The following is an 18,542-nucleotide window of genomic DNA, read 5'->3' as shown; positions in this document are numbered from 1 at the left end:
AAAGTCCCCTATAGGCAGACTTTTTTAAGTGTCTACTCTATAGGGGACAGTTTATATAGCATGTAGTTCTTTATTTTCGAACTCATATATAACTAAGCACTACAGTAATGCTCATTATATAAAAAAGCCCATCCTATCTAAGGATGGACAAGGTTGAAGGAGAATTATTCAAACACCGGACGCAAGAAACTTCGCTCGTAACTGATGATGCACTTTGTTTGCTCTGCGAGTGAGAAGGCAAGTTGGCAATCTTCATCGACCAGTATTCTCTTTCGATAATCCTCATATTCTGCCAAGCTAGGAAAACTAAATAAGGCATAAGCAATATTATTAGCACCTTCATGAGGAAGGAAATAGCCATGATGATGTCCGCCAAACTTGTTGACAAGAGGTATCCACATCTTTGCATATTCTTCAAAAACACTTACCTGATATGGATCAATAACATATTTCAAGTAACAAGTGACCATTTTTTCACTCCCTAATGGTTTTTCCTAAATCTTACTGTACATCAGTATTAGGAACAAGAGGGGATATGGTTCTACAAAATGTGTATTTAAAAAAGACTTTTAATAAAAGTCTCGTGGATTTGAATCACATTCTATTTTTAAAGACTTAAACCAATTTCTCAGGAATGTTCGTGTATCTGAGACTGTTAGAGCAACATCGCCTTTTTGAATATCGATGTATAGGCTATAGCCTCCATCAGATTTAGACTCAATTGGAATCAAGTCAATGAATTCGTTAAAATCTTTTACTACTTCGGTGGCTCTATCCATTTGTGGTTTTGTTACATTACTTACAATCATCAAAAACTGTCTCTTCAACAATACACCCCATTGTTTTTATTTTCATTATATCACAGTAATGAAAACCGGGTGGGAAACGACAAGTTGGCAACTATTGTAAGGCGGGTGATCACCCACGTGCTGGCAGATGAGCATTTTTTGCAACCAGGAAAGGTCATGCTGTCTATGCGCTGATTTAACACATCGGTAATTAGTATAAGTGAAAAAACACTTCTCGATGAGACGTGTAAGAAATGAAATTGATTATTACTCTTTTACATCAATTTCCCAATCTTCTGAGCCTATAATATTTCCTTTCTCTACAGAAAATCGAAGAGTATATTTTCCTGATCCTTGGAAGAAAACTGTTCCTTCATATCCATCCTCATAAGGTTGCATGACAATGCTCACATTTTGGTTATTGTCAAAGTAAGTTATTTTTACAAGTGCATTCCGTAACGGCCTATCATTGTAAAACAAATTGCTTGCTACATCAATTGGAGTTTTGGCTACAATTCCATTGGCAGAACCGGCTTGTAAGTTCCATCCAAATTCATTTCTTTGGGCTGGTGATGGGTCAAGTAAGAAACTTGCAGGAATTAAAAGTGCAAATAAGAGAGGCAGAACAATTCAAATACTGATCCTACTTACACTTTAAGGACGAAGATAATGGTAATTTGTTACAACTTCATTCAATTTCTTTTACAAACCACACGATTTGTAAAGGTGGGATACGAAATGGAAAAGCAAGAAGCTATCGACTTAATAAATACGCTTGAAGTTCTGGACTATGAAGCCGATGGAGAAGCGTGCTATTACGTGAATGTTGAAGACGATTGGTTATTCAGATGATTGGATTCAAAAGAACTCTTTAAACGGTAGGGAGTTTGACTTAACTAATATCGTTTGGAACTACGCAGAATGGTGGGAGGGAGATAAGTTTATCTTGGAGAGGCCCGATTATTAAAGCAATCAACTTAACATAACAATCGATTTGTTAAATGGGGTCAGCAGGTAAGCTTGAAAAAATGCCGGTATCCTGTACGCAATAGATACCGGCCTCCACTTCTATTCAAGTGTATAGTCGTAGCGAATGAAGCCTTTATGATGAGCAATTTTGTCATAAAGAGCACGAGCAGTGAAATTGTCCTGGCGGGTTTGCCAGTACAGTGCAGAAGCTTTTTGTTCTCGAGCAGCTTGAGCGACCCGTTCTATAAGGGCGCGGGCCACCCCATGTCCACGAGCAGTTTCGTCAACGAAGAGGTCTTGCAGGTAGCACACATCTTCTTTCCAGACCGTAGGCTGAAAAACGTAGTGGGTGATGCCGATCAAGTTTCCATGAAGATGCGCACCGAAACCGAATATCCTATCGCCAATGAGCAGTCGGTTCCAGATCTCATCGTATGTGGAATCTGGGAGCTCTGTCTCGTAAAAGGCTTTGTAGTCTCGAGCCAATACGTCCCAACGCTTGCGATCCTCTGCTCTTAGCGGAGCGATGTCAAGCATGATACTCTTGTTCGTTTTTTCAGCCATTTGAAAATCAAACCTCCTCGTTGTCATCATTAAAGATTTAATAAGCATATTATCACGAATCTTTCACTTAATAAGGATGCAGAAAATCGTTTCAATACCAGGTCAGAGAAGGGGTAAGTCAAAATATTGCTTTTGTAGTTGGAATACTACTGGGGATTGGGAGAAAGAGAGTTTTTAACAAAACATTACTTGTGTTTAGTCAGAAAAGATCCAGCCTACGTCGCCTATTTTCGGAATAGACGGGGAACGGTGTTGAATCTAAGGAAACACTTTCGATACTAATTACAGCTCCACCCTTGGAACCAATGAACTCCTGAATCACTTCTTCATGAGCAGATTTTCCAGCAAAATATAAATAGAGAGTAAATATAAGAGCACCCAAGTTTACGTCACAGGGAGTAATAGGTTTCACTGATTTAACAAAAGAGAAATTGTGATGAGGGGGTATAGAAAGAAGATAGGAATGTAGAAAGACGACCCTATTTACAAAGGTCGTCTGCTGAATTCCTTATATCTGGTGCCTTGATAAGTTAATCTGCCTGTATCTCCTTCGACCAGTAAGCCATACTCACTACCTTTTACATGGAATTCTAGTCTTTCTCCATTGCTTAGTTCAAAAGTAAGGTAATAGTATGTTGATACACTGGTATCATTACCGCCACCTGAAGTACTTGTGCGTTTACTAATTATTTTTGCAGGTTGAGTTAAGATTGGTGAGGCATTATTTGACATCCAAATCCTGATACCATTTACGATTGCTCCTAAGATGAAAAGTACAATTATTCCAGCAATCAATAAAAACCACCAGGGCGGACCAAAACCACTAGAGAAAGATGGTCCAAAGTCATTTGCGAACATTCTATTATCACTCCAATATTTCGTTTACATGTTATACGCGAAAATATGGTTATTGTTTCCTTTTAAATTAAAAAGTCTATTTAACATACTATTTCGGGAGAGAAGTTTAAGGAACTGATGCTCCGTAGTAGAGCACCAGCCCTGCAGAGTTAGTTTTTTAGGTGTGACAGATCAACTGCATCAAACAAGTGTCTCAAGATGGTGCGGCTTATCTCAGTAACGGGCTCGAAAAGAAAAGCCACCAGGTGCTTATGTGGCTGCAGATAGTAGTTCCTATAGCGGAGCTGAATTAACTCACGATTGAGTCGGGCTGCATCCTCGAAACTTACATAGTAATATAGATGCTTGGTCATGGTAATCACCGCCTTCCGCACATAACCGTAGCAGAAGGAGTGTGGGACAAAAAAAGAAGCCTCCATATGGGAGCCCGTATATATTAATTCATCAGAGTGTTTATTGAATTCTGAAGCGTATTCTTTAATAAGATTTTTCTGTTGTTGAACATTTTGTGCATCACTTTTTTGTTCTGTAGCAATTGCACTAGGAACTCCAAATGCTGACAATAATGTTGTAGCAACCATAATCTTCCTGATCTTCTTCAAAAGAATCCCTCGCGTTAACAAATATGATAATATTTAGACAACAATAAGAATGGAAGTATAGTATTTCCATAATTACAACAAATTAAGGATGATAAGTAAATGAATGGGAAAAATACGATGAAAGTACTACTATTTATCCTTCTATTTCTTGTATTCGTAGGTCTTCTTAATTGGGGCATTGATTTAAAGTAAATAGAATAAAGCACTGGATCGCTCCTTTTTCAAGGTTCGGTTATCGCTGAGATCGGGAACCACCCCGATCTTTTTATTTTTGCAAAAAAAGAAGGATGGAGCTCTGCCCCATCCTTCCTTTTTTAACCTTGCCCCACAATCTTCTTCAAGCGTCCCACCAGCGGGATGACAATAACCGCTGCTACAACCACTTGCAAAACGTTCCCCGGAATGGAGCCAAACGGCTGAATCCAGTTACCGTAAAGAATAACCTCAACAAAGTAGTAGCCCACGATCTTAATCACCAATGCTGCCGCAACTGCGAGCGCGTACACAAATACCCGATTGCCAGGCACCTTTTCGGCGATGAGGCCAGCTACATAGCCCATTGCACCTACGATTACGAAGGTAAACGGCGCCCATGCGGTCCAACCGGAGATAAGGTCAAAGAGACCCATCCCGAATGCTCCTGCGATCGCTCCTGTTTTTCTACCATACACAAAAGCTGCGATTAAAAGAGGCACGTTCCCGAGATGAATGAGGCCACCGTTACCCATGATCGGGAGTCTTAGGTTGATAAACATGGTGGCTGCGAGAGTAAAAGCGATAAATAGTGCATTGATAACGAGGGTTTTCGTCTTTGTTGCTTTTCTTGATGAAAAAGTAGAATCCATATGATAGCCTCTTTCTTATTTTTACTATTATCATACTCAGAATTAGCTACATAATATATACACTTCGTATGATTTATTTGTCTAGGTAAATCATTCCAAGTAGGATACTCCATAGTCGAAGAACTGACATTTTCAAACGATTAATCCAGATCTTTCGCCCAGCTAACTAACTCTTCATCTTCAAAATCATATGGATTCTTGTAAATATTAGAGTAATAGTACTCTGCTTCTAGTACGTCTCTAATTTTATTGAACGTATGATTGGTTGCATCAAATCCATTGCTGATTGGAGCAGTAAACGCGAGTGAACCATTATGAAATCCATCTAGAGAGCCTGAAAGTTCTTTTTTGACGATAGACTCAACTGCTTCTATCTTTTCTTTGATAGGCTGCTCTTTGTAAATTTGAATACAGAAATTTCCACCATGCTTGATTAATTCAAAATCTCCGTTTAGATCGAGTTTTATAGTATCTCCTTTCGCAAGGCCTAGCGCTAGCCCTGGAGATGCACATAATTTGAACTTTTGATCGCTTAGGAATTCTGCAGGAAGCTCTTCTAAAACTGATCCCTGTGAACTTGTGCCAGCAAAAACCCTAATCAATGTAAATTTATCTTCCATACGATGCTCCACACCTATCTCTTTCTTTTTATGACCTAACGTGTTTTCTAGGCCAATGATAGCAATGCGTCCGTCAAGTCTCCTACTACCATTTGTTTCTTTATTTTACCATATATATCATCTGGTTTTTTAATAAGCTCTTCGGCTTTATGGAAAAGAGATACGCTGATAAAAGCCTATGATAAAATATGGCTGTAAAAAAGGAACCATATATCTTGGACAGGAAGCAGGTGCAGGACAGTTCAGATTTGGATAAACTAGCCGAAGTATTTGCTAGTTGTTCCTCTGAGATTGTAGGTACCTATCGTTTCGTCATCCAGCCGAACAATGTATTACGTGAATTCAGGACGGTATGGCACGGTTTTCTTTTTACCATTCGCAGAGCAGCGAGAATGTGTGTGAATGGACTGTCTACGAATTACATCCAGGAACCGTTTTTCATGCGGCGCCAAACATGCTGATGGACACGCGAGTAAGGCAACAGGAAAAACTCAAGCTGAAATAGGGCCTGAGTTTTTGTTTTGTCGCTCTGGTTCAGCTTTTTCACAGTACGCTTAGGCTAGTCTCTCCCCAAGCTGTTTCACTTTCTCCAGCCACTTTTTGCGCTTTTCATCCGACGAGGCATTCACTCCACTGATCTCCGTAACCTTCACAGGCTTGATCCCGCAAAACTTCAAAATGTTGCGTTTCATCACGAGATGTCCGGCTTGCCAGTAGATCAATCGATTGTACCAAGATGGGAAATCCATCGTTACAATCAAATGTGCGGTTTTGCCCGTTAACAGCTTATCCCAGAGTGATGAACCCTCCCGATATTTATAGGCGAATCCTGATAAAAGGACACGATCAAAAAATCCCTTCAAGATAGCGGGCATCGTGCCCCACCAAGTCGGATAGGCAATGACCAGATGATCCGCCCAACGGATGAGGTCCTGCGCTTCTTTCAAGTCATCCTCTAGCTCCGTTCTTTTCCGATATCCGTACTTCAAATTCGGGTCGAAAGAGATTTGGCTCAAATCAATAGTGCGAATTTGTGCTGCTTTGTCTTTAGCTCCTTTCATATAGGCGTGCGCCAACGCAGAGCAATAGCTCTCGGGATCAGGATGTCCGATGATAACGAGAATGTTCATTTTCATAACCCCCAGTAGAGTTGATTCCATAACCGACGAATCGTGGTAAACTGAACTGTATTCAGCATATCGTGTGGAATGGAACAGATGAATGATCGAAAGCGCATAAATGTTGTGGATTCACGCAAAGGAGGTTCCGTACTTGGAAAATACGCATGGGTTTGCGATTTCGATGGTGTATCCGATTATGAAAACAATCACTCACAAGAAGCTTGATTTTGAGCGTTTTTGTGATCATATTTCTTTCGATGGTGCTTTGTTGCAGGATGTGGAGGCTCGCATTGACGAAGCGGAGCTTGAGCGCTTGATGAAAGAAGCTGCCGTATACACACAGGATGATCATTTCGGACTGCATCAAGGACAGTTAACCGATATTGCCGATCTGGGCATTCTTGGGTATGTTATGATGCATTCGGAAAAAATCGTGGATGCATTGAAGGCTTATAAGCGGTATCACGTGATCCTTTGCAGCGGGTACGAGCTGGAGTGGGAAGAGCGGGGGAACGATGTTCTCCTGCGGTTTCATAGACGAAGCCCTGGGAGCGTGTCTCGACATTGCATGGAGGATATGGTCAGCTCCTTGTACCACTTGATCGTCCGTATGAGTCATCGGTCTATTCCGTTACAGGCGATACAATTTACACACGACGCTACGGCCGATATCGCACCTTATTTGAATTTGTTCGGAGTGGAGCCTCACTTTGGTGGAGAAGAAAATGGGCTCTTGGTAGGCAAAGAAGTGTTACAATACCCGATTCTTTATTCAGATGTCCGGCTGCGTAAAGCTTTTGAACCAATCGCGGAAGAAATTAGAGAGAAGCTGATCAGAGGGCGTGAATTTTCGGACCGCGTGTTTCAATGGATGCTGGGATGTATGCCTGCGGCTTTTCCGACCTTACAGCAGACTGCCGCTGCTTTTCATATGAGTACGAGATCCTTGCAAGCGAAACTAAAGGCGGAGGACACCTCCTACCATGAATTGACCACGAATGTCCGCAAAGAAATGGCGATGGGGTATTTACAGCAAGCGGAGCATTCCATCGGAGAGATTGCGTACCTGCTTCATTTTTCAGATCCAAGCGCCTTTCAAAATGCTTTCAAGAAATGGACGGGGCAGACACCGGGGCAATTTCGGGTCAGTCGCCAAGCACTTGCCATGTAACGTCAGGATGGAACACGCTGAGTAAGCGTGTTTTTTTGTGTTAGGGAGCCTCTTCGTTTGACAAATTGGAAAATCATGGTGTACACTTTTTTTATTCCGACTGTACAGTATAAATAAACGAGGTAAGATCATGCCAAAATTAGGAATGGAACCAAAGCGCCGAGCAGATGTCATCAATGCGACCCTAACGTGTATTAGCAACCACGGGATTGATGGCATGACGCTGGATAAGGTGGCAGAGTATGCGGACTGCTCAAAAGGTGTCGTCACGTATTATTTTAAGAATAAGGATAATTTGACGAGTGAAGCCTTTCAGGCATTCTTGGCCTATTATGGTTTGAAAATCGAATCTGACATTGAGAACACCATGACAGCTCAGGAAATGATGGACGTTACGCTGAGGCATATTTTGCCGCCATATGTTAACGACAAGGAAAAAGGGATCAATGTTTCGCAACTGGATGGCGTCGCTGACATGTACATCCCGCATGAAGATCAAGCTAGACTCTTTGTACAATTCTTCTCCAAAGCCGCATTGGCCCCCAATCTCCAAGAAGTGGTTGCGAAGAGTTATACGAGAGATTTGCAGGGCATCACCAAGATTTTTGAATACGGGAATCAAACCGGGTTGATGTCCGTAGAGGATTCGCAAAGCGCTGCCTACGGACTCATGGCGATGGTTGTGGGCTTGAGCTTCTTTCGAGTGGCGAGCGTTCAGCCAGCAACCGGCGAAGACAACCGATATATTTGTGAGGATTATGTGAGGCAGATTACCAATAGAAGATGAGGAGGGTACACATGAATATTACAAAGGTAGAAGCTGGTGGGAAAAATATTGCCATTGTGAGTGGTAGCGAGGTACTTATCGAGGATGTGCAGTCCGCATTGGACCTGATCGCAACGGTACATTATCAAGCAGACAGTGATCGTATCATTTTCAACAAATCATTGCTGGGCGAAAGCTTTTTCGATTTGAAAACACGCCTTGCTGGCGAAATCCTTCAGAAGTTCATTAATTATCGGGTGAAAATAGCAATTGTAGGAGATTTTTCGGTGTACACAAGTAAAAGTCTAAAAGACTTCATCTATGAATCCAACAACGGAAACGATATCTTTTTCTTACCGAACGAAGAGCAGGCGATCGAGAAGTTAAGCCAGGTAAAATAGAGATGGAGCGAGCGTACACCATGGTGAACATCCCAGCAGGGCAAATCGAATTACGGGACGATCGAATCAAGGCCACATGGACAACCGAGGTGAATTCTTTTTTACTCGCACCGGTTCCTGTTACGAATGCGTTATACTTCTCAGTTGTACAAAAATCAGCTGGACCGAATGACCACCCCGAGGCTCCCGTTGTAAATGTCTCGTGGAACGATGCAATTTCGTTTTGTAATCTGCTATCTCGGCGAGTGGGTCTCACGGAATGCTACTCGATGAGTGAAGATGGTGAGCGTGTCGTATGGAATGAGGAAGCGGATGGCTATCGTCTGCCGACAGAGGCGGAATGGCAGTACGCGTGTAAAGCGGGGACGGGGGGTTATCGGTACGGCGAGCTGGATGAGATCGCATGGTACCAAGAGAACGCTGAGGGTACAGCACATGCGGTAAGACAAAAGCTACCGAATGCGTGGGGACTCTATGACATGCTGGGAAATGTTTGGGAGTGGTGCTGGGACCTTTATGATGTGAACGTTTACGACTCCTACCGAATTTTTCGCGGTGGCAGCTGGGCAGAAGAGGCCAGAGGGTGTGGGGCGACGTGCCGCAGACGCAGTCACCCCACGTTTCGAATTGATGATCTCGGCTTTCGCCTTGCCAGGTCCTTATAAGGTAGGGGGTTGCAAAATCCCAAAAAATCCGTTACATTGGATTTAGTTAGATAATCTAATTATACACAAGGTGGATCATGAGCAGAAAAAACAAGAGAGAGCATACATCTGATCAATTGCCAAAACTAGGTATTCAGCCGTATTTGGATCTGATGGAAAAAACAGCTCTGCAAAATACGGATCGCAAATTGGCTCATTTGGGGTTATTGATGCTCTGGCTGGGGGATAACGCCATAGACGCCATTGACTTGAGTTTGGAGACATTTGGCATAACGGAGAGTAAATGGGACGTGTTGCTGTTGCTTACGTTACACGAAGACAGAGAGCTTATCACCCCCTCTTCGCTGGCAGACAGGCTGGGCATTCGGCGTGCTTCTGTTACAGCTTTGCTGGATTGGTTGGAAAAAAGGCACTGGATCATCAGGGAGCAAAGCACGCTGGATGGTCGCAAGATTCATGTCAAAACAACACAGGAAGGCAGAGAATTAGTAGCCAGAGCACTGCCAGTTTTCTGGTCTGCCTGCTCCTCCATTATGAGCGAATTAGAAGAGGAAGAACGGATGCTGCTGGAAAAAATCTTGATGAAGTTGAATTGCAGCATGGAAGAGAAATTGGGGGTGGGAAGATAAGAGCATATTTTTTTATGAATATAATTAGATAATCTAACTATAATGAGTGTACATAATTTGAAAAAGAGGTGTGCTATGTCGCAGCGAAACTATCCACTCATGACTGTCATCCTATGCTGGTCAGGAATCGTCGTCATGTCGAGCTTATACGTCACGATTCCCCTTATGACAATCTTTGCCGATCTTTTCCGCATTACATTGACACAGGCTGCAGCAACAGGCAGCGCATTTTCCGTTGGGTTTGCCATAGGGTGCCTGATTTATGGACCGTTGTCCGAAAAGTATGGTCGCAAGAAGGTTATCGTGATCGGGCTGATTGCCCTGACTCTCTTTTCATTGTTGCTTGGAAGTGCAGATGATTTCGCATGGATCATTGTACTCAGGAGCTTGCAAGGTGCTGCCGCTGCTACGTTCTCGCCTGTTGCGCTCGCCTATGCTGTGGAAATGTTCCCTGCGGCAAAACGGGTAACGGCAATTGGATTTATCAGCACAGGATTTTTGGCGGCTGGGATCATTGGTCAAGTGATCAGTAGCTTCATGAGTCAACAATATAGTTGGCACGCTGTATTCTATATGCTTGCTGCACTCTATTTCGTGACGCTGCTCGTGGTGATGAGGTGGCTGCCAAAAGAAGAGAGTCCCCTTGCTACCGTGAATATTTGGGAGCCGATTAAGCGAATTCCCTCCATGTTTAAACAAACCAATATCGTCTTGAGCTACATGATTGCTCTTGTATTACTCATGTCATTCGTTAATATGTATACGGTCTTGGGTAGTTATTTGGCGGGACCTGATTTTGGGCTTAACAACAAGGATATTCTGCTTGTTCGAACGATTGGTGTAGTGGGCATGCTCATTTCCCCACTGGCGGGCGGGCTAGCAAAGCGGTTTGGCTTACGTGCCGTGCTACGTTGCGGGTTAGGTCTAGCAGTGATCAGTATGGCTTCTCTCGGTATGTTATCTAATTTGTCTCTTTTGATCGGTATGAGTGTGCTTTTCGTTGCCGGAATTGCGTTATCCGTTCCTTCCCTGATCGCGCTTATTGGACAGCTAGGGGGCAAATCGCGGGGAATTGCGGTTTCGGTTTATACGTTTATCCTGTTTTCGGGAACAAGTCTTGGGCCGATCTTGTCTATCCGTTTTATGAATATTGGCAGCTATGGACTTACTTTTGTACTCCTTGCCATCGTACTTGGCATTGGTCTGTTGGCTGCATGCCTGATTCGTAGTGATACCGCGGTTGAGAGCATTAGCACAAAACCTCCTTCGCCACTAGCTTAGTGGTTGAGGAGGTTTTGTTGTTACAAACGATGGCTGTTACCGATTATTTTGTTGATTCAGCAAGCGTTCTCGCTGCTTATGCATGGCAATGAAAGCGGCAAACACGAGCAGCAGACTTCCTGTGAACAGAAACCCTTCCTCAATGGAGAAGGGCAGCCACCCTAATAGGGAAGATCCGACAACAACACCGAGAGAGAAAAAGGCGTATAAATACCCGTATGCTTTCCCACGGAATTCTTCCGGCGTAGCTCGAATCAGCATCGTATTCACAGAAGGAAACAAGAAAGCAAAGCCTATTCCATATAGAGCTAACACGCAGTACAGGGCGAATGTCGTGGTGGATTGCCCAAGAAGCAACTGACTCACGCCCATGAAACCAATTCCGATGGCCATTGTTTTGGAAGGGGCAACACGATCGAAAATCCGATTGGTAGGAAGCACGAAAAGCAGAACGGCAATCAGCCCAAACGTGCTCAATAACGTACCGCTTAATTTCGAATCATAGCCAAGCGATTGGACATGCAAGGGCAAAAGGTAAGCGATCACACCTTGTGAAAACATGAGCAAAAAGGCACCGCCATAAGCCTTGATTATCCCCGCATTCAAGATCAGGGCTGATGATGGAACGTCCGTATCGCGCTTTTCTTTCGTAAATGTTTTCGTTGAACGAAGAAAAATGACCGACAGGATGGCTAGTAAAAAACCTATGACCGCTACGCACGTAAAGACGAAAGGCACGGAGGTTTTGCTTGCCATAATGCCACTGAAGGCTGGGCCGATAATAGCCGCTAGTCCCACAAATGTACCAGTGAAAGCGACCTTTCTCCCTTGCTGCTCATGAACGGTGGTATTCGCAGAGAAAGTAAAGGCAGCGGGAACAATTAAACCAGCGACGAAACCGTGAATGATTCGAACGATGATCAAAAGGTAGGGCTGATCGACTACATGATACAGCAGCAAGGCACAACTCGTTAAAATCAATCCGATCAATAAAGGCTTAGATGGACCGATCTTATCCGTCATCATGCCAGAGATCACGTTGCCAAACGTATTGGCTAACGAATACAGACCAATGACAAAACCTATGACAAACGAGCTGGCACCAACGGAAGCGGCAAATGTACTCATAACCGGTAGCTGTGAGAATAAATCAAAGAACGAAAAAAAAACGATGCCGTACACAAGCAGGGCATTGTTAAATGGCTTCAAAGGATAGGTGTCTTGTGCCTTTTTTAGCTTGCGATCTAAATAAAAATTCCCAAATGGGACAAATGCTGCGAGTACAGCTGCAGCAGGCCATAAAAGACTCCATCTCACGCGAATGGCCGAATAGAAGATCGCCAGCGCATATAAGCAAAAGATCCCACCGTGAATACTTCCTGTGATGGTTACCGCTTTATCTATCCCCCAAATGTATTTCAAAGGCATCGCGATGCTCAACAATACCAATAAGGAAAGGCCATCTAAAAGACCTGTTAGGCGTAAAATGTAGATTGGATGTACCCTCACTTGTTACTCTCCTCATTTTTGTGAAGTGATTCCTCTCTATCCTACCATTTTTTTTGACAGAGAAAGTGAACAAATTGGGGTCTTTCCTGTGTCGATATTGTATATTAAAAAGACAGAAAAACGAAAAAATACATTAATATATGTAATAAGTTGGTACCATAAAGAAATGATAACAATGATTGAGGATAAGCCCGACCAAATAAAGAAAGAAGAGTAAACGGGACGCGAGGGATCGCGTCTCTTTTGTTCTCTTACACTACATGTGCCCTTCTCTATCGACATTAACTGTTGTGAAACAAGCAGGATGGTCATAATCTATGGAACTAAACTGTTTTGCACAATAGTGGCACGCTGAAACGTATCGAGGGCAAAAAGAATCTTGCAATTGTTAATCCGGATATAACGTACAGAATACCGGTGTTGTATCGATCAAACAGATGCGCTCGCCGCTCCCGATCAGTGCACCGGTCGAAGCGGTCAGAGCAGTAGCATCAGCCGTCCGGTGCGGCGTACTTCCTTACGTCCGGTTCGAATGTCGCTCCATTGGACGAGTCCAGCTCCACGTGGGTGGTCCCGCGATCGTCGGTCAGCACGAGCATACGCGAGCCGACGAGGGGGACGCGGTCGGCGCTGGTGCGCATGTGCGCTGAGACGACACGAGGAGCACCGTCGACAATGTAACCTACCTCGACCGTGAATATCGGGAGATCGAAGAGCCAGCAGTTCGTGAAGCACACGGCGGTCAGCGTCCCGGTGAATGCCGAGCCCTCCACACGGAGGCGATCAATGTCCGCCTGACGCCGCCGGGCGTGGGCGATCGACCCGGGCAATCGCAGGAGCGTGATGGCGGCCCAGAGGGCGAAGCCGGCTCCGACGACGGCGCCGAGCTCTGGCGGGATCGTTGGCGACGTTGCAATGGCTTCGAGGTCGAAGGGGCGCGACGGATCGCTTGTCAGCGTCCAGAGCAGGAGGACTCCCGCGTCTGCGACGAGTCCTCCTGAGACCGCGAGCGACGCGAACAGGCCGGCGACCCTGATCTGTCCGAACTGCTCGACCGCTCGCGAGTACAATCCGCCGGTCGCACCCATCGCGAAGAACAACAACAGCACGGCGACGCCCACCGTGACCGGATGACCGAGGAACATGCTAATCGCAGGTGTAGGCGCCAGGCCGAGCAGGGCACCGAATGGCACGGAGCCTGTCAGCGCCCACAGTGCAGCGGCTGCGAGCAGCCACGGCAGCAGTGGAGCTGCGCGTCCGACGCGACGTCCCGGCAGGAGCACAGTCATCCGTCCGCCCGTGTCCGTGGTGGAGAACAGCGGCAGCGTCTCGATGTGCTCCTGCTGCCCGTGCTTCTGTTGACCTTCCGCAGCATCCCTCATCGGCATCGCCCTCCGGAGGAAGATTCTCGCACCTCGAAGGGCGGAGTCCCCGAGGCACGGCCGGGTCTGTCAGATATTATTCGTTCGCATTGACGCCGATTATAGTTAGCCATACACACCTTCACCTCCATAATTTTTGTCCACTGAAAATGCCCACGTGTGTCAGAGCCGCCGTCTGATGATACCTGCTTTCATATTCGTTTGGTGTAAGGAACAATCGGATCCCCGGTGATGAAAGTCGTAAATTACTTGAGGTATATTCAAAGTTGGGATCACTGATGCGCAGTATTGCATATCTCAGGGAGCGGTATATCGTTTCAACAAGATTTTCCATTTTCATAGTATGATTAAGTTGAGAAAAGAGGGAACACGGAAAAGGCGGGAGACAATGAACGAATTGCAGAATGAAGCGTTGGAAGAGATGAAAACGGCCATTCATAAATGGTTTGACGAACAGGAGAATCGAAAGGACACAGAGGAAGTGGTCTTACGCACCACGCTGCAAGTAGGCATCTTTAACTTTGTCATGCTGGATTATCGGCCGGGCAGGACTAGGGTTGACAGTTCGAAATCGGTGGGGAGTGCCGCAGGCAAAAAGTCGATAAAAGCTTCACCCTTTACACGGGAGCAGATATTGCATGAGGTTCAGCCCCTGCTGGCGGAAATCGTAAGGGAGAGGCTAGCCAAGTTGGAAACGTCGCCGTTGATCAACTACCGTTTTACCTTCCATGGAACCTTCGCAACGGTGGACGGGCTTGTGGAAGTAACGGTGCTGGAAACGGTATATGAAGAGAAAAAGCGGCAGCTTCTGGAGCGAATTCAGTCCTATATGGAGGAAAAACTGGAGAAGGGCTCTCACCCGACAAACAGGCGGGAAACCTTCTTTTTGGCGCGTCATCTGCTGGATCCGTATTTGTTCCCCGAACCGGAAGCCGCAAAGACGATAGCTTTATTTGACCGGATTCAGGAGTTGAATAAAGAACAGGTTGAGGCTCTCGGGGAGCATCGAAGAGATATCATTAGAGCTTTGACCGACTGGGTCGAGAATGTATTTTTGCCGTGTTACTATAACGTCACCCGTTCCGAATACAGGACCAATGAGTATGTGATCAAGCCGGATGCTGTTTTTGAGGACAAGGATGAGCCGAATCAGCCTATCGACCTACTGTTGTACGGAGCGGTGATGATTATTCGTTACGAGCCGGAATTCAGCAAATTCAAGGGTCAGACTTTTCTGGAGCTGGCGAAGCAGCTTGGCAGCGGTAAAGCCGCGCGTATGCTGAAGGATGGAAGCGATAGCTTCTCGCAAGAAGACGTCCATTTGCGCCATGAAATGGTCGAATGCAAGGCTAACGATGTTTTTTCCCTCTTCACAATCGTTATTCGCAAGGAAGAAGCCGGGGCGTACGAGCGGGCGATTTCGTTTATTCTCTCCCTGCTCCGAAAGGACTTCCCGAAAAGCTATAAAATCAAGTTGAAATCCAGCGTGAGAGAGAATTTGCCCATCAAGGGGCTAGCCAAATCGGACACGCACCGATTTTTTGCGAATGCTCTGGCTTATTCCGAGCTACACCCGTTATTGGAGGAATACGCTCGAGAGGCAATGAAAGAGTATGAATGGTACGAGGATACGGAAAGCGAAAGAAGCGTAATGCCGGGCAGTTATGCTGTGTTCGGGCTGGGGCTTTCGTCCGAGCGGTATTTTCCGCTTGTTGAAGCTTACATGGGCTTTGTGGATGATGAGCATCAGCTGGTGCATGACAAGTTCACAGTCGTTTTTGCCGAAACCTATGGAATAACGGAAACCTCGACTCCGACCTTGATCGCCTGCCTGCTGCGCTCCCATGATTCGCTTAAGCTGAAGATTCAGCCAGAGCTAGATAGCGAAGACAAGCTGTCGCTATTCGTACAGCAAATAGAGACGCTGTCGGATGACGAGGCTGAGCGGGTACTGTACCCGATCTGGGGCAAGGCGGAGAAGCTAGCTGCATTGGCTCGCAAGGCGCAGGGACCGCGCAAGGAGCTTATCATTCGTCTGCTAAAGGCGGCGGGTATAGCCTGACGGTGGCTCGGTGAAAGTGGCATTGATACTTGATATTGCCTGCTCATCTCTAATCGATCTTTCAGCCATTGTGTTGGAGTCTCAAAAATCAGGCTATGTCGATTTGCATGATTTGGATAAGGATAGGCAGCCGTGCAAAATTTATATAGATGCCTCTGAAGAAAAAAGGAACCTGCTTCGGGATGAATTGTACAAGTTTTCCCGTAATCCGCTGGCTTACGAATTAGCCGAGCTTGTTCCGGCCGATGATATGAGAGAGCTTGCGGAAAAGGCAAAAATGATCGCAGATGAGCTGGTATAAGTTGCATCGTTTGTGATAACGATCCTACCATTTGGGGGGCGTTCTTTGGCATTAAAGGAGAATAGTAATGGAAGACGGAAGAAAGGGGCTGGTTGTGCCAGCCTCTCTTTCATTTCTTTTTCTCTAACTCCGCCTTTAATCTTGCATTCTCTTCCAACAGCTTTTGAACGTCCGGGACATCCTTGCCGGAAAACCAGCCGTACAAATCGTCTCTTGCTGCATACTCCGGCAATTGATCACGAAGTACCATTTTAATGTGCCGTACATCTTCAACATAATAAGTAGGAATTTGTTCCATGACAGATTGCTTAAACTCTTGAAACTTCTGATAGTATTCAATTGCTTCGAAGTCGTATGGCTTTTGTCTTAATGCTTCATCTGTGACAACAAAAGCAAATCTAGGTTTGCCCGCTTCTCCGGCATACTCATATTCCCAATGTGTATAGCTCTTGGATTCATCAGGAAGCGTTAAACCATAGAATCCTCCGAGAATCAGGATATATACATCGGACTCGTCGATCCATCTCTTCCTAATTTTCATTGGACTTTCCTTGAAAAATTGCTCGATTCCAGCAGGGATATGACCGGCTTGAAGTACACCTTCAACAGCGGTATGTCTTTCCTCAATAAGATCGTAGTAAGTAGACGATATGTAAATTTGTAATTTTTTTCTCATAGGCCCACCTAAATGAAAGAATTAGTATAAATAGAATCTACCACTCACTCACTTTAATTTCCAGCGAATCGTTAATTCCTGACAAAGGCTCGGAATTGTTAATTAATACCGAGCTTATTCATTCCTTTGTTCATAATGGGCAAGAGAATGCACATAGCTTATCAGTAGCCGCACAGAAGTCCTTGATGATAAGTGAAGTGGGGGAAAGACAAATGAGCAATGAATTGATAAGGAGTGAAATAGAGAGCAACCTGAAGGCCAAAGTAGCTTCTGATTCACAACTGCACAATGTATATCTGTTAATCCATTCCGATAAGCTGGATATCCACTGGCCAATAGCAGCTGGCAATACTGGTGGAGGGACAGCCAACCCGAATCAACCCTATCACACGGCTAGTGTGGGCAAGGCTTTTACGGCTGTCATCGTAGCGATCCTAGCAGAAAAAGGTCTCGTTACGTTTGAAGACCCCATTGCCAACTATTTACCCACAGAGGTTCGAAAAGATCTTCACATCTGGAAAGGAAAAGATTACACAAACGAGATTCAGATCAAGCATCTACTCAACAATACTTCTGGATTACCAGATTTCTTTGAAGAAAAGCCGAAGCAGGGGAAAGGATTCCTAGAAGAGATTCTGGAGGATTCCTCACGCTATTGGACGCCGCAAGAAACTATACAATGGTCGAAAAAGCACTTACAGCCGCACTTTGAACCCGGGAAACGCGTTCATTATACAGATACAGGGTACAATCTGTTAGGGCTCGTGATTGAAAAGGTGACTGCCAAACCCTACCAAGAAGTTCTCCATGACTACATATTTAAGCCCCTCCAAATGAATCACTCTTATTTATCCCAGTATTCCAATCCCGTCAGTAAAAGTGAACATCCCGTAGCCCATCTACATTTGGATAGGGTAAAAATAAACGTAGAAAACTACCGCAGCTTCAGCAGTTTTTACGCAGGTGGGCAAACCGTAAGTACAATGGAAGATCAGCTGCGTTTCATGAAAGGACTTGTCCACAATCAGATGATCAAAAGAGAAACGCTCGAGATCATGCAGCAGTGGAACAACATGCGGATCGGCATGGATTATGGATATGGACTCATGCGGATGCGTTTTCTTCCGTTCACGCAAAAGTATACCGGGTGGGGTCACTTAGGGGCGAGCGGCAGCTACATGCTTTATTTCCCCAATATGGAGGTATATCTGATCGGGAGCTTCAATCAGACTACTTATCAAGCAAAAGGGATGAACTATCTCTTTTTTCACGTGCTGTGCAAATTAGCGAAGGCCAAACCCCGTCAAGCTTCCAATATTGACAAGTAGAAGA

General features: G+C 45.0%; 21 protein-coding genes. 10 read left to right on the top strand and 11 right to left on the bottom strand.

The window, feature by feature from the left end; genetic code table 11:
* Window positions 1-164: 164 nt before the first annotated feature.
* The 7 genes from ACQ5DJ_RS24720 to ACQ5DJ_RS24690 form a co-directional block, all read right to left on the bottom strand.
* Window positions 165-470, bottom strand: coding sequence for an NIPSNAP family protein (locus tag ACQ5DJ_RS24720; RefSeq protein ID WP_173608843.1), 306 nt, complete (start codon window positions 468-470; stop codon window positions 165-167).
* A 585-nt stretch (window positions 471-1,055) separates the two neighbouring features.
* Window positions 1,056-1,187, bottom strand: a complete 132-nt coding sequence (locus ACQ5DJ_RS24715) for a hypothetical protein (RefSeq protein WP_429844745.1) — start codon at window positions 1,185-1,187, stop codon at window positions 1,056-1,058.
* A 669-nt stretch (window positions 1,188-1,856) separates the two neighbouring features.
* Window positions 1,857-2,321, bottom strand: coding sequence for a GNAT family N-acetyltransferase (locus ACQ5DJ_RS24710; RefSeq protein ID WP_429844744.1), 465 nt, complete (start codon window positions 2,319-2,321; stop codon window positions 1,857-1,859).
* 483 nt (window positions 2,322-2,804) lie between these two features.
* Window positions 2,805-3,179 (bottom strand): DUF2500 domain-containing protein, encoded by a 375-nt coding sequence (locus ACQ5DJ_RS24705; protein ID WP_429844743.1) that lies wholly within the window; start codon window positions 3,177-3,179, stop codon window positions 2,805-2,807.
* Between the two features lie 149 nt (window positions 3,180-3,328).
* Window positions 3,329-3,781 carry a hypothetical protein gene (locus tag ACQ5DJ_RS24700; RefSeq protein ID WP_429844742.1) on the bottom strand — a complete coding sequence of 151 codons (453 nt, stop codon included), beginning with the start codon at window positions 3,779-3,781 and terminating at the stop codon, window positions 3,329-3,331.
* Between the two features lie 314 nt (window positions 3,782-4,095).
* Entirely contained in the window at window positions 4,096-4,626 is a 531-nt protein-coding gene (locus ACQ5DJ_RS24695; RefSeq protein ID WP_069845969.1) for an ECF transporter S component, read from the bottom strand.
* A gap of 140 nt (window positions 4,627-4,766) precedes the next feature.
* On the bottom strand, window positions 4,767-5,246 hold the full coding sequence (locus tag ACQ5DJ_RS24690; RefSeq protein ID WP_429844741.1) for a DUF4265 domain-containing protein: 480 nt from the start codon (window positions 5,244-5,246) through the stop codon (window positions 4,767-4,769).
* 215 nt (window positions 5,247-5,461) lie between these two features.
* On the opposite strand from ACQ5DJ_RS24690, the gene ACQ5DJ_RS24685 reads away from it, so the two are divergent.
* On the top strand, window positions 5,462-5,707 hold the full coding sequence (locus tag ACQ5DJ_RS24685; RefSeq protein ID WP_429844740.1) for a hypothetical protein: 246 nt from the start codon (window positions 5,462-5,464) through the stop codon (window positions 5,705-5,707).
* A 93-nt stretch (window positions 5,708-5,800) separates the two neighbouring features.
* On the opposite strand, the gene ACQ5DJ_RS24680 is transcribed toward ACQ5DJ_RS24685, so the two are convergent.
* Complete coding sequence (locus ACQ5DJ_RS24680; protein ID WP_429844739.1) at window positions 5,801-6,376, bottom strand: NAD(P)H-dependent oxidoreductase; 576 nt, start codon at window positions 6,374-6,376, stop codon at window positions 5,801-5,803.
* Window positions 6,377-6,518: 142 nt separating this feature from the next.
* Here ACQ5DJ_RS24680 and ACQ5DJ_RS24675 point away from each other — a divergent pair, with 142 nt between their 5' ends.
* The 6 genes from ACQ5DJ_RS24675 to ACQ5DJ_RS24650 all read left to right on the top strand — a co-directional run bounded on the left by ACQ5DJ_RS24675 (window position 6,519) and on the right by ACQ5DJ_RS24650 (window position 11,280).
* Window positions 6,519-7,538 (top strand): AraC family transcriptional regulator, encoded by a 1,020-nt coding sequence (locus ACQ5DJ_RS24675; RefSeq protein ID WP_429844738.1) that lies wholly within the window; start codon window positions 6,519-6,521, stop codon window positions 7,536-7,538.
* Between the two features lie 130 nt (window positions 7,539-7,668).
* Window positions 7,669-8,325 (top strand): TetR/AcrR family transcriptional regulator, encoded by a 657-nt coding sequence (locus ACQ5DJ_RS24670; RefSeq protein ID WP_429844737.1) that lies wholly within the window; start codon window positions 7,669-7,671, stop codon window positions 8,323-8,325.
* 11 nt (window positions 8,326-8,336) lie between these two features.
* Window positions 8,337-8,705 carry a DUF4180 domain-containing protein gene (locus ACQ5DJ_RS24665; RefSeq protein WP_429844735.1) on the top strand — a complete coding sequence of 123 codons (369 nt, stop codon included), beginning with the start codon at window positions 8,337-8,339 and terminating at the stop codon, window positions 8,703-8,705.
* Between the two features lie 2 nt (window positions 8,706-8,707).
* A complete protein-coding gene (locus ACQ5DJ_RS24660; RefSeq protein ID WP_429844734.1) occupies window positions 8,708-9,370 on the top strand; it encodes a formylglycine-generating enzyme family protein in 663 nt (220 codons plus the stop codon).
* A gap of 77 nt (window positions 9,371-9,447) precedes the next feature.
* Window positions 9,448-9,999, top strand: coding sequence for a MarR family winged helix-turn-helix transcriptional regulator (locus tag ACQ5DJ_RS24655; protein WP_429844733.1), 552 nt, complete (start codon window positions 9,448-9,450; stop codon window positions 9,997-9,999).
* A gap of 75 nt (window positions 10,000-10,074) precedes the next feature.
* On the top strand, window positions 10,075-11,280 hold the full coding sequence (locus tag ACQ5DJ_RS24650) for an MFS transporter (RefSeq protein WP_429844732.1): 1,206 nt from the start codon (window positions 10,075-10,077) through the stop codon (window positions 11,278-11,280).
* Between the two features lie 36 nt (window positions 11,281-11,316).
* Here the strand turns inward: ACQ5DJ_RS24650 and ACQ5DJ_RS24645 are convergent, their stop codons facing one another.
* A complete protein-coding gene (locus tag ACQ5DJ_RS24645; RefSeq protein ID WP_429844731.1) occupies window positions 11,317-12,789 on the bottom strand; it encodes an MFS transporter in 1,473 nt (490 codons plus the stop codon).
* A 491-nt stretch (window positions 12,790-13,280) separates the two neighbouring features.
* Window positions 13,281-14,171: a hypothetical protein gene (locus ACQ5DJ_RS24640; RefSeq protein ID WP_429844730.1), complete on the bottom strand. Its 891-nt coding sequence runs from the start codon at window positions 14,169-14,171 to the stop codon at window positions 13,281-13,283.
* A 388-nt stretch (window positions 14,172-14,559) separates the two neighbouring features.
* Between ACQ5DJ_RS24640 and ACQ5DJ_RS24635 the strand changes: the two genes are divergently transcribed.
* Both ACQ5DJ_RS24635 and ACQ5DJ_RS24630 read left to right on the top strand, forming a co-directional pair.
* On the top strand, window positions 14,560-16,233 hold the full coding sequence (locus tag ACQ5DJ_RS24635) for a DUF6138 family protein (RefSeq protein ID WP_429844729.1): 1,674 nt from the start codon (window positions 14,560-14,562) through the stop codon (window positions 16,231-16,233).
* Between the two features lie 16 nt (window positions 16,234-16,249).
* Window positions 16,250-16,534, top strand: coding sequence for an imm68 putative immunity domain-containing protein (locus ACQ5DJ_RS24630; protein ID WP_429844728.1), 285 nt, complete (start codon window positions 16,250-16,252; stop codon window positions 16,532-16,534).
* A 109-nt stretch (window positions 16,535-16,643) separates the two neighbouring features.
* Here ACQ5DJ_RS24630 and ACQ5DJ_RS24625 read toward each other — a convergent pair whose 3' ends face one another.
* A complete protein-coding gene (locus tag ACQ5DJ_RS24625; RefSeq protein ID WP_429844727.1) occupies window positions 16,644-17,210 on the bottom strand; it encodes a DUF4062 domain-containing protein in 567 nt (188 codons plus the stop codon).
* Between the two features lie 212 nt (window positions 17,211-17,422).
* On the opposite strand from ACQ5DJ_RS24625, the gene ACQ5DJ_RS24620 reads away from it, so the two are divergent.
* Window positions 17,423-18,538, top strand: a complete 1,116-nt coding sequence (locus ACQ5DJ_RS24620; RefSeq protein WP_429844726.1) for a serine hydrolase domain-containing protein — start codon at window positions 17,423-17,425, stop codon at window positions 18,536-18,538.
* The last annotated feature ends 4 nt before the right edge of the window (window positions 18,539-18,542 follow it).

The organism is Brevibacillus sp. FIR094 (genome assembly GCF_050477165.1).
Taxonomy (GTDB): domain Bacteria; phylum Bacillota; class Bacilli; order Brevibacillales; family Brevibacillaceae; genus Brevibacillus.
Note: the sequence above shows the minus strand (reverse complement) of the source record. Positions and strands in the feature narration are given on the sequence as shown.

Coding starts and splice junctions, on each gene's coding strand:
- ACQ5DJ_RS24720 (WP_173608843.1), bottom strand. CDS start 470: ATGGTCACTTGTTACTTGAAATATGTTATTGATCCATATCAGGTAAGT.
- ACQ5DJ_RS24715 (WP_429844745.1), bottom strand. CDS start 1,187: ATGCAACCTTATGAGGATGGATATGAAGGAACAGTTTTCTTCCAAGGA.
- ACQ5DJ_RS24710 (WP_429844744.1), bottom strand. CDS start 2,321: ATGGCTGAAAAAACGAACAAGAGTATCATGCTTGACATCGCTCCGCTA.
- ACQ5DJ_RS24705 (WP_429844743.1), bottom strand. CDS start 3,179: ATGTTCGCAAATGACTTTGGACCATCTTTCTCTAGTGGTTTTGGTCCG.
- ACQ5DJ_RS24695 (WP_069845969.1), bottom strand. CDS start 4,626: ATGGATTCTACTTTTTCATCAAGAAAAGCAACAAAGACGAAAACCCTC.
- ACQ5DJ_RS24690 (WP_429844741.1), bottom strand. CDS start 5,246: ATGGAAGATAAATTTACATTGATTAGGGTTTTTGCTGGCACAAGTTCA.
- ACQ5DJ_RS24680 (WP_429844739.1), bottom strand. CDS start 6,376: ATGAACATTCTCGTTATCATCGGACATCCTGATCCCGAGAGCTATTGC.
- ACQ5DJ_RS24670 (WP_429844737.1), top strand. CDS start 7,669: ATGCCAAAATTAGGAATGGAACCAAAGCGCCGAGCAGATGTCATCAAT.
- ACQ5DJ_RS24665 (WP_429844735.1), top strand. CDS start 8,337: ATGAATATTACAAAGGTAGAAGCTGGTGGGAAAAATATTGCCATTGTG.
- ACQ5DJ_RS24660 (WP_429844734.1), top strand. CDS start 8,708: ATGGAGCGAGCGTACACCATGGTGAACATCCCAGCAGGGCAAATCGAA.
- ACQ5DJ_RS24655 (WP_429844733.1), top strand. CDS start 9,448: ATGAGCAGAAAAAACAAGAGAGAGCATACATCTGATCAATTGCCAAAA.
- ACQ5DJ_RS24650 (WP_429844732.1), top strand. CDS start 10,075: ATGTCGCAGCGAAACTATCCACTCATGACTGTCATCCTATGCTGGTCA.
- ACQ5DJ_RS24640 (WP_429844730.1), bottom strand. CDS start 14,171: ATGAGGGATGCTGCGGAAGGTCAACAGAAGCACGGGCAGCAGGAGCAC.
- ACQ5DJ_RS24635 (WP_429844729.1), top strand. CDS start 14,560: ATGAACGAATTGCAGAATGAAGCGTTGGAAGAGATGAAAACGGCCATT.
- ACQ5DJ_RS24625 (WP_429844727.1), bottom strand. CDS start 17,210: ATGAGAAAAAAATTACAAATTTACATATCGTCTACTTACTACGATCTT.
- ACQ5DJ_RS24620 (WP_429844726.1), top strand. CDS start 17,423: ATGAGCAATGAATTGATAAGGAGTGAAATAGAGAGCAACCTGAAGGCC.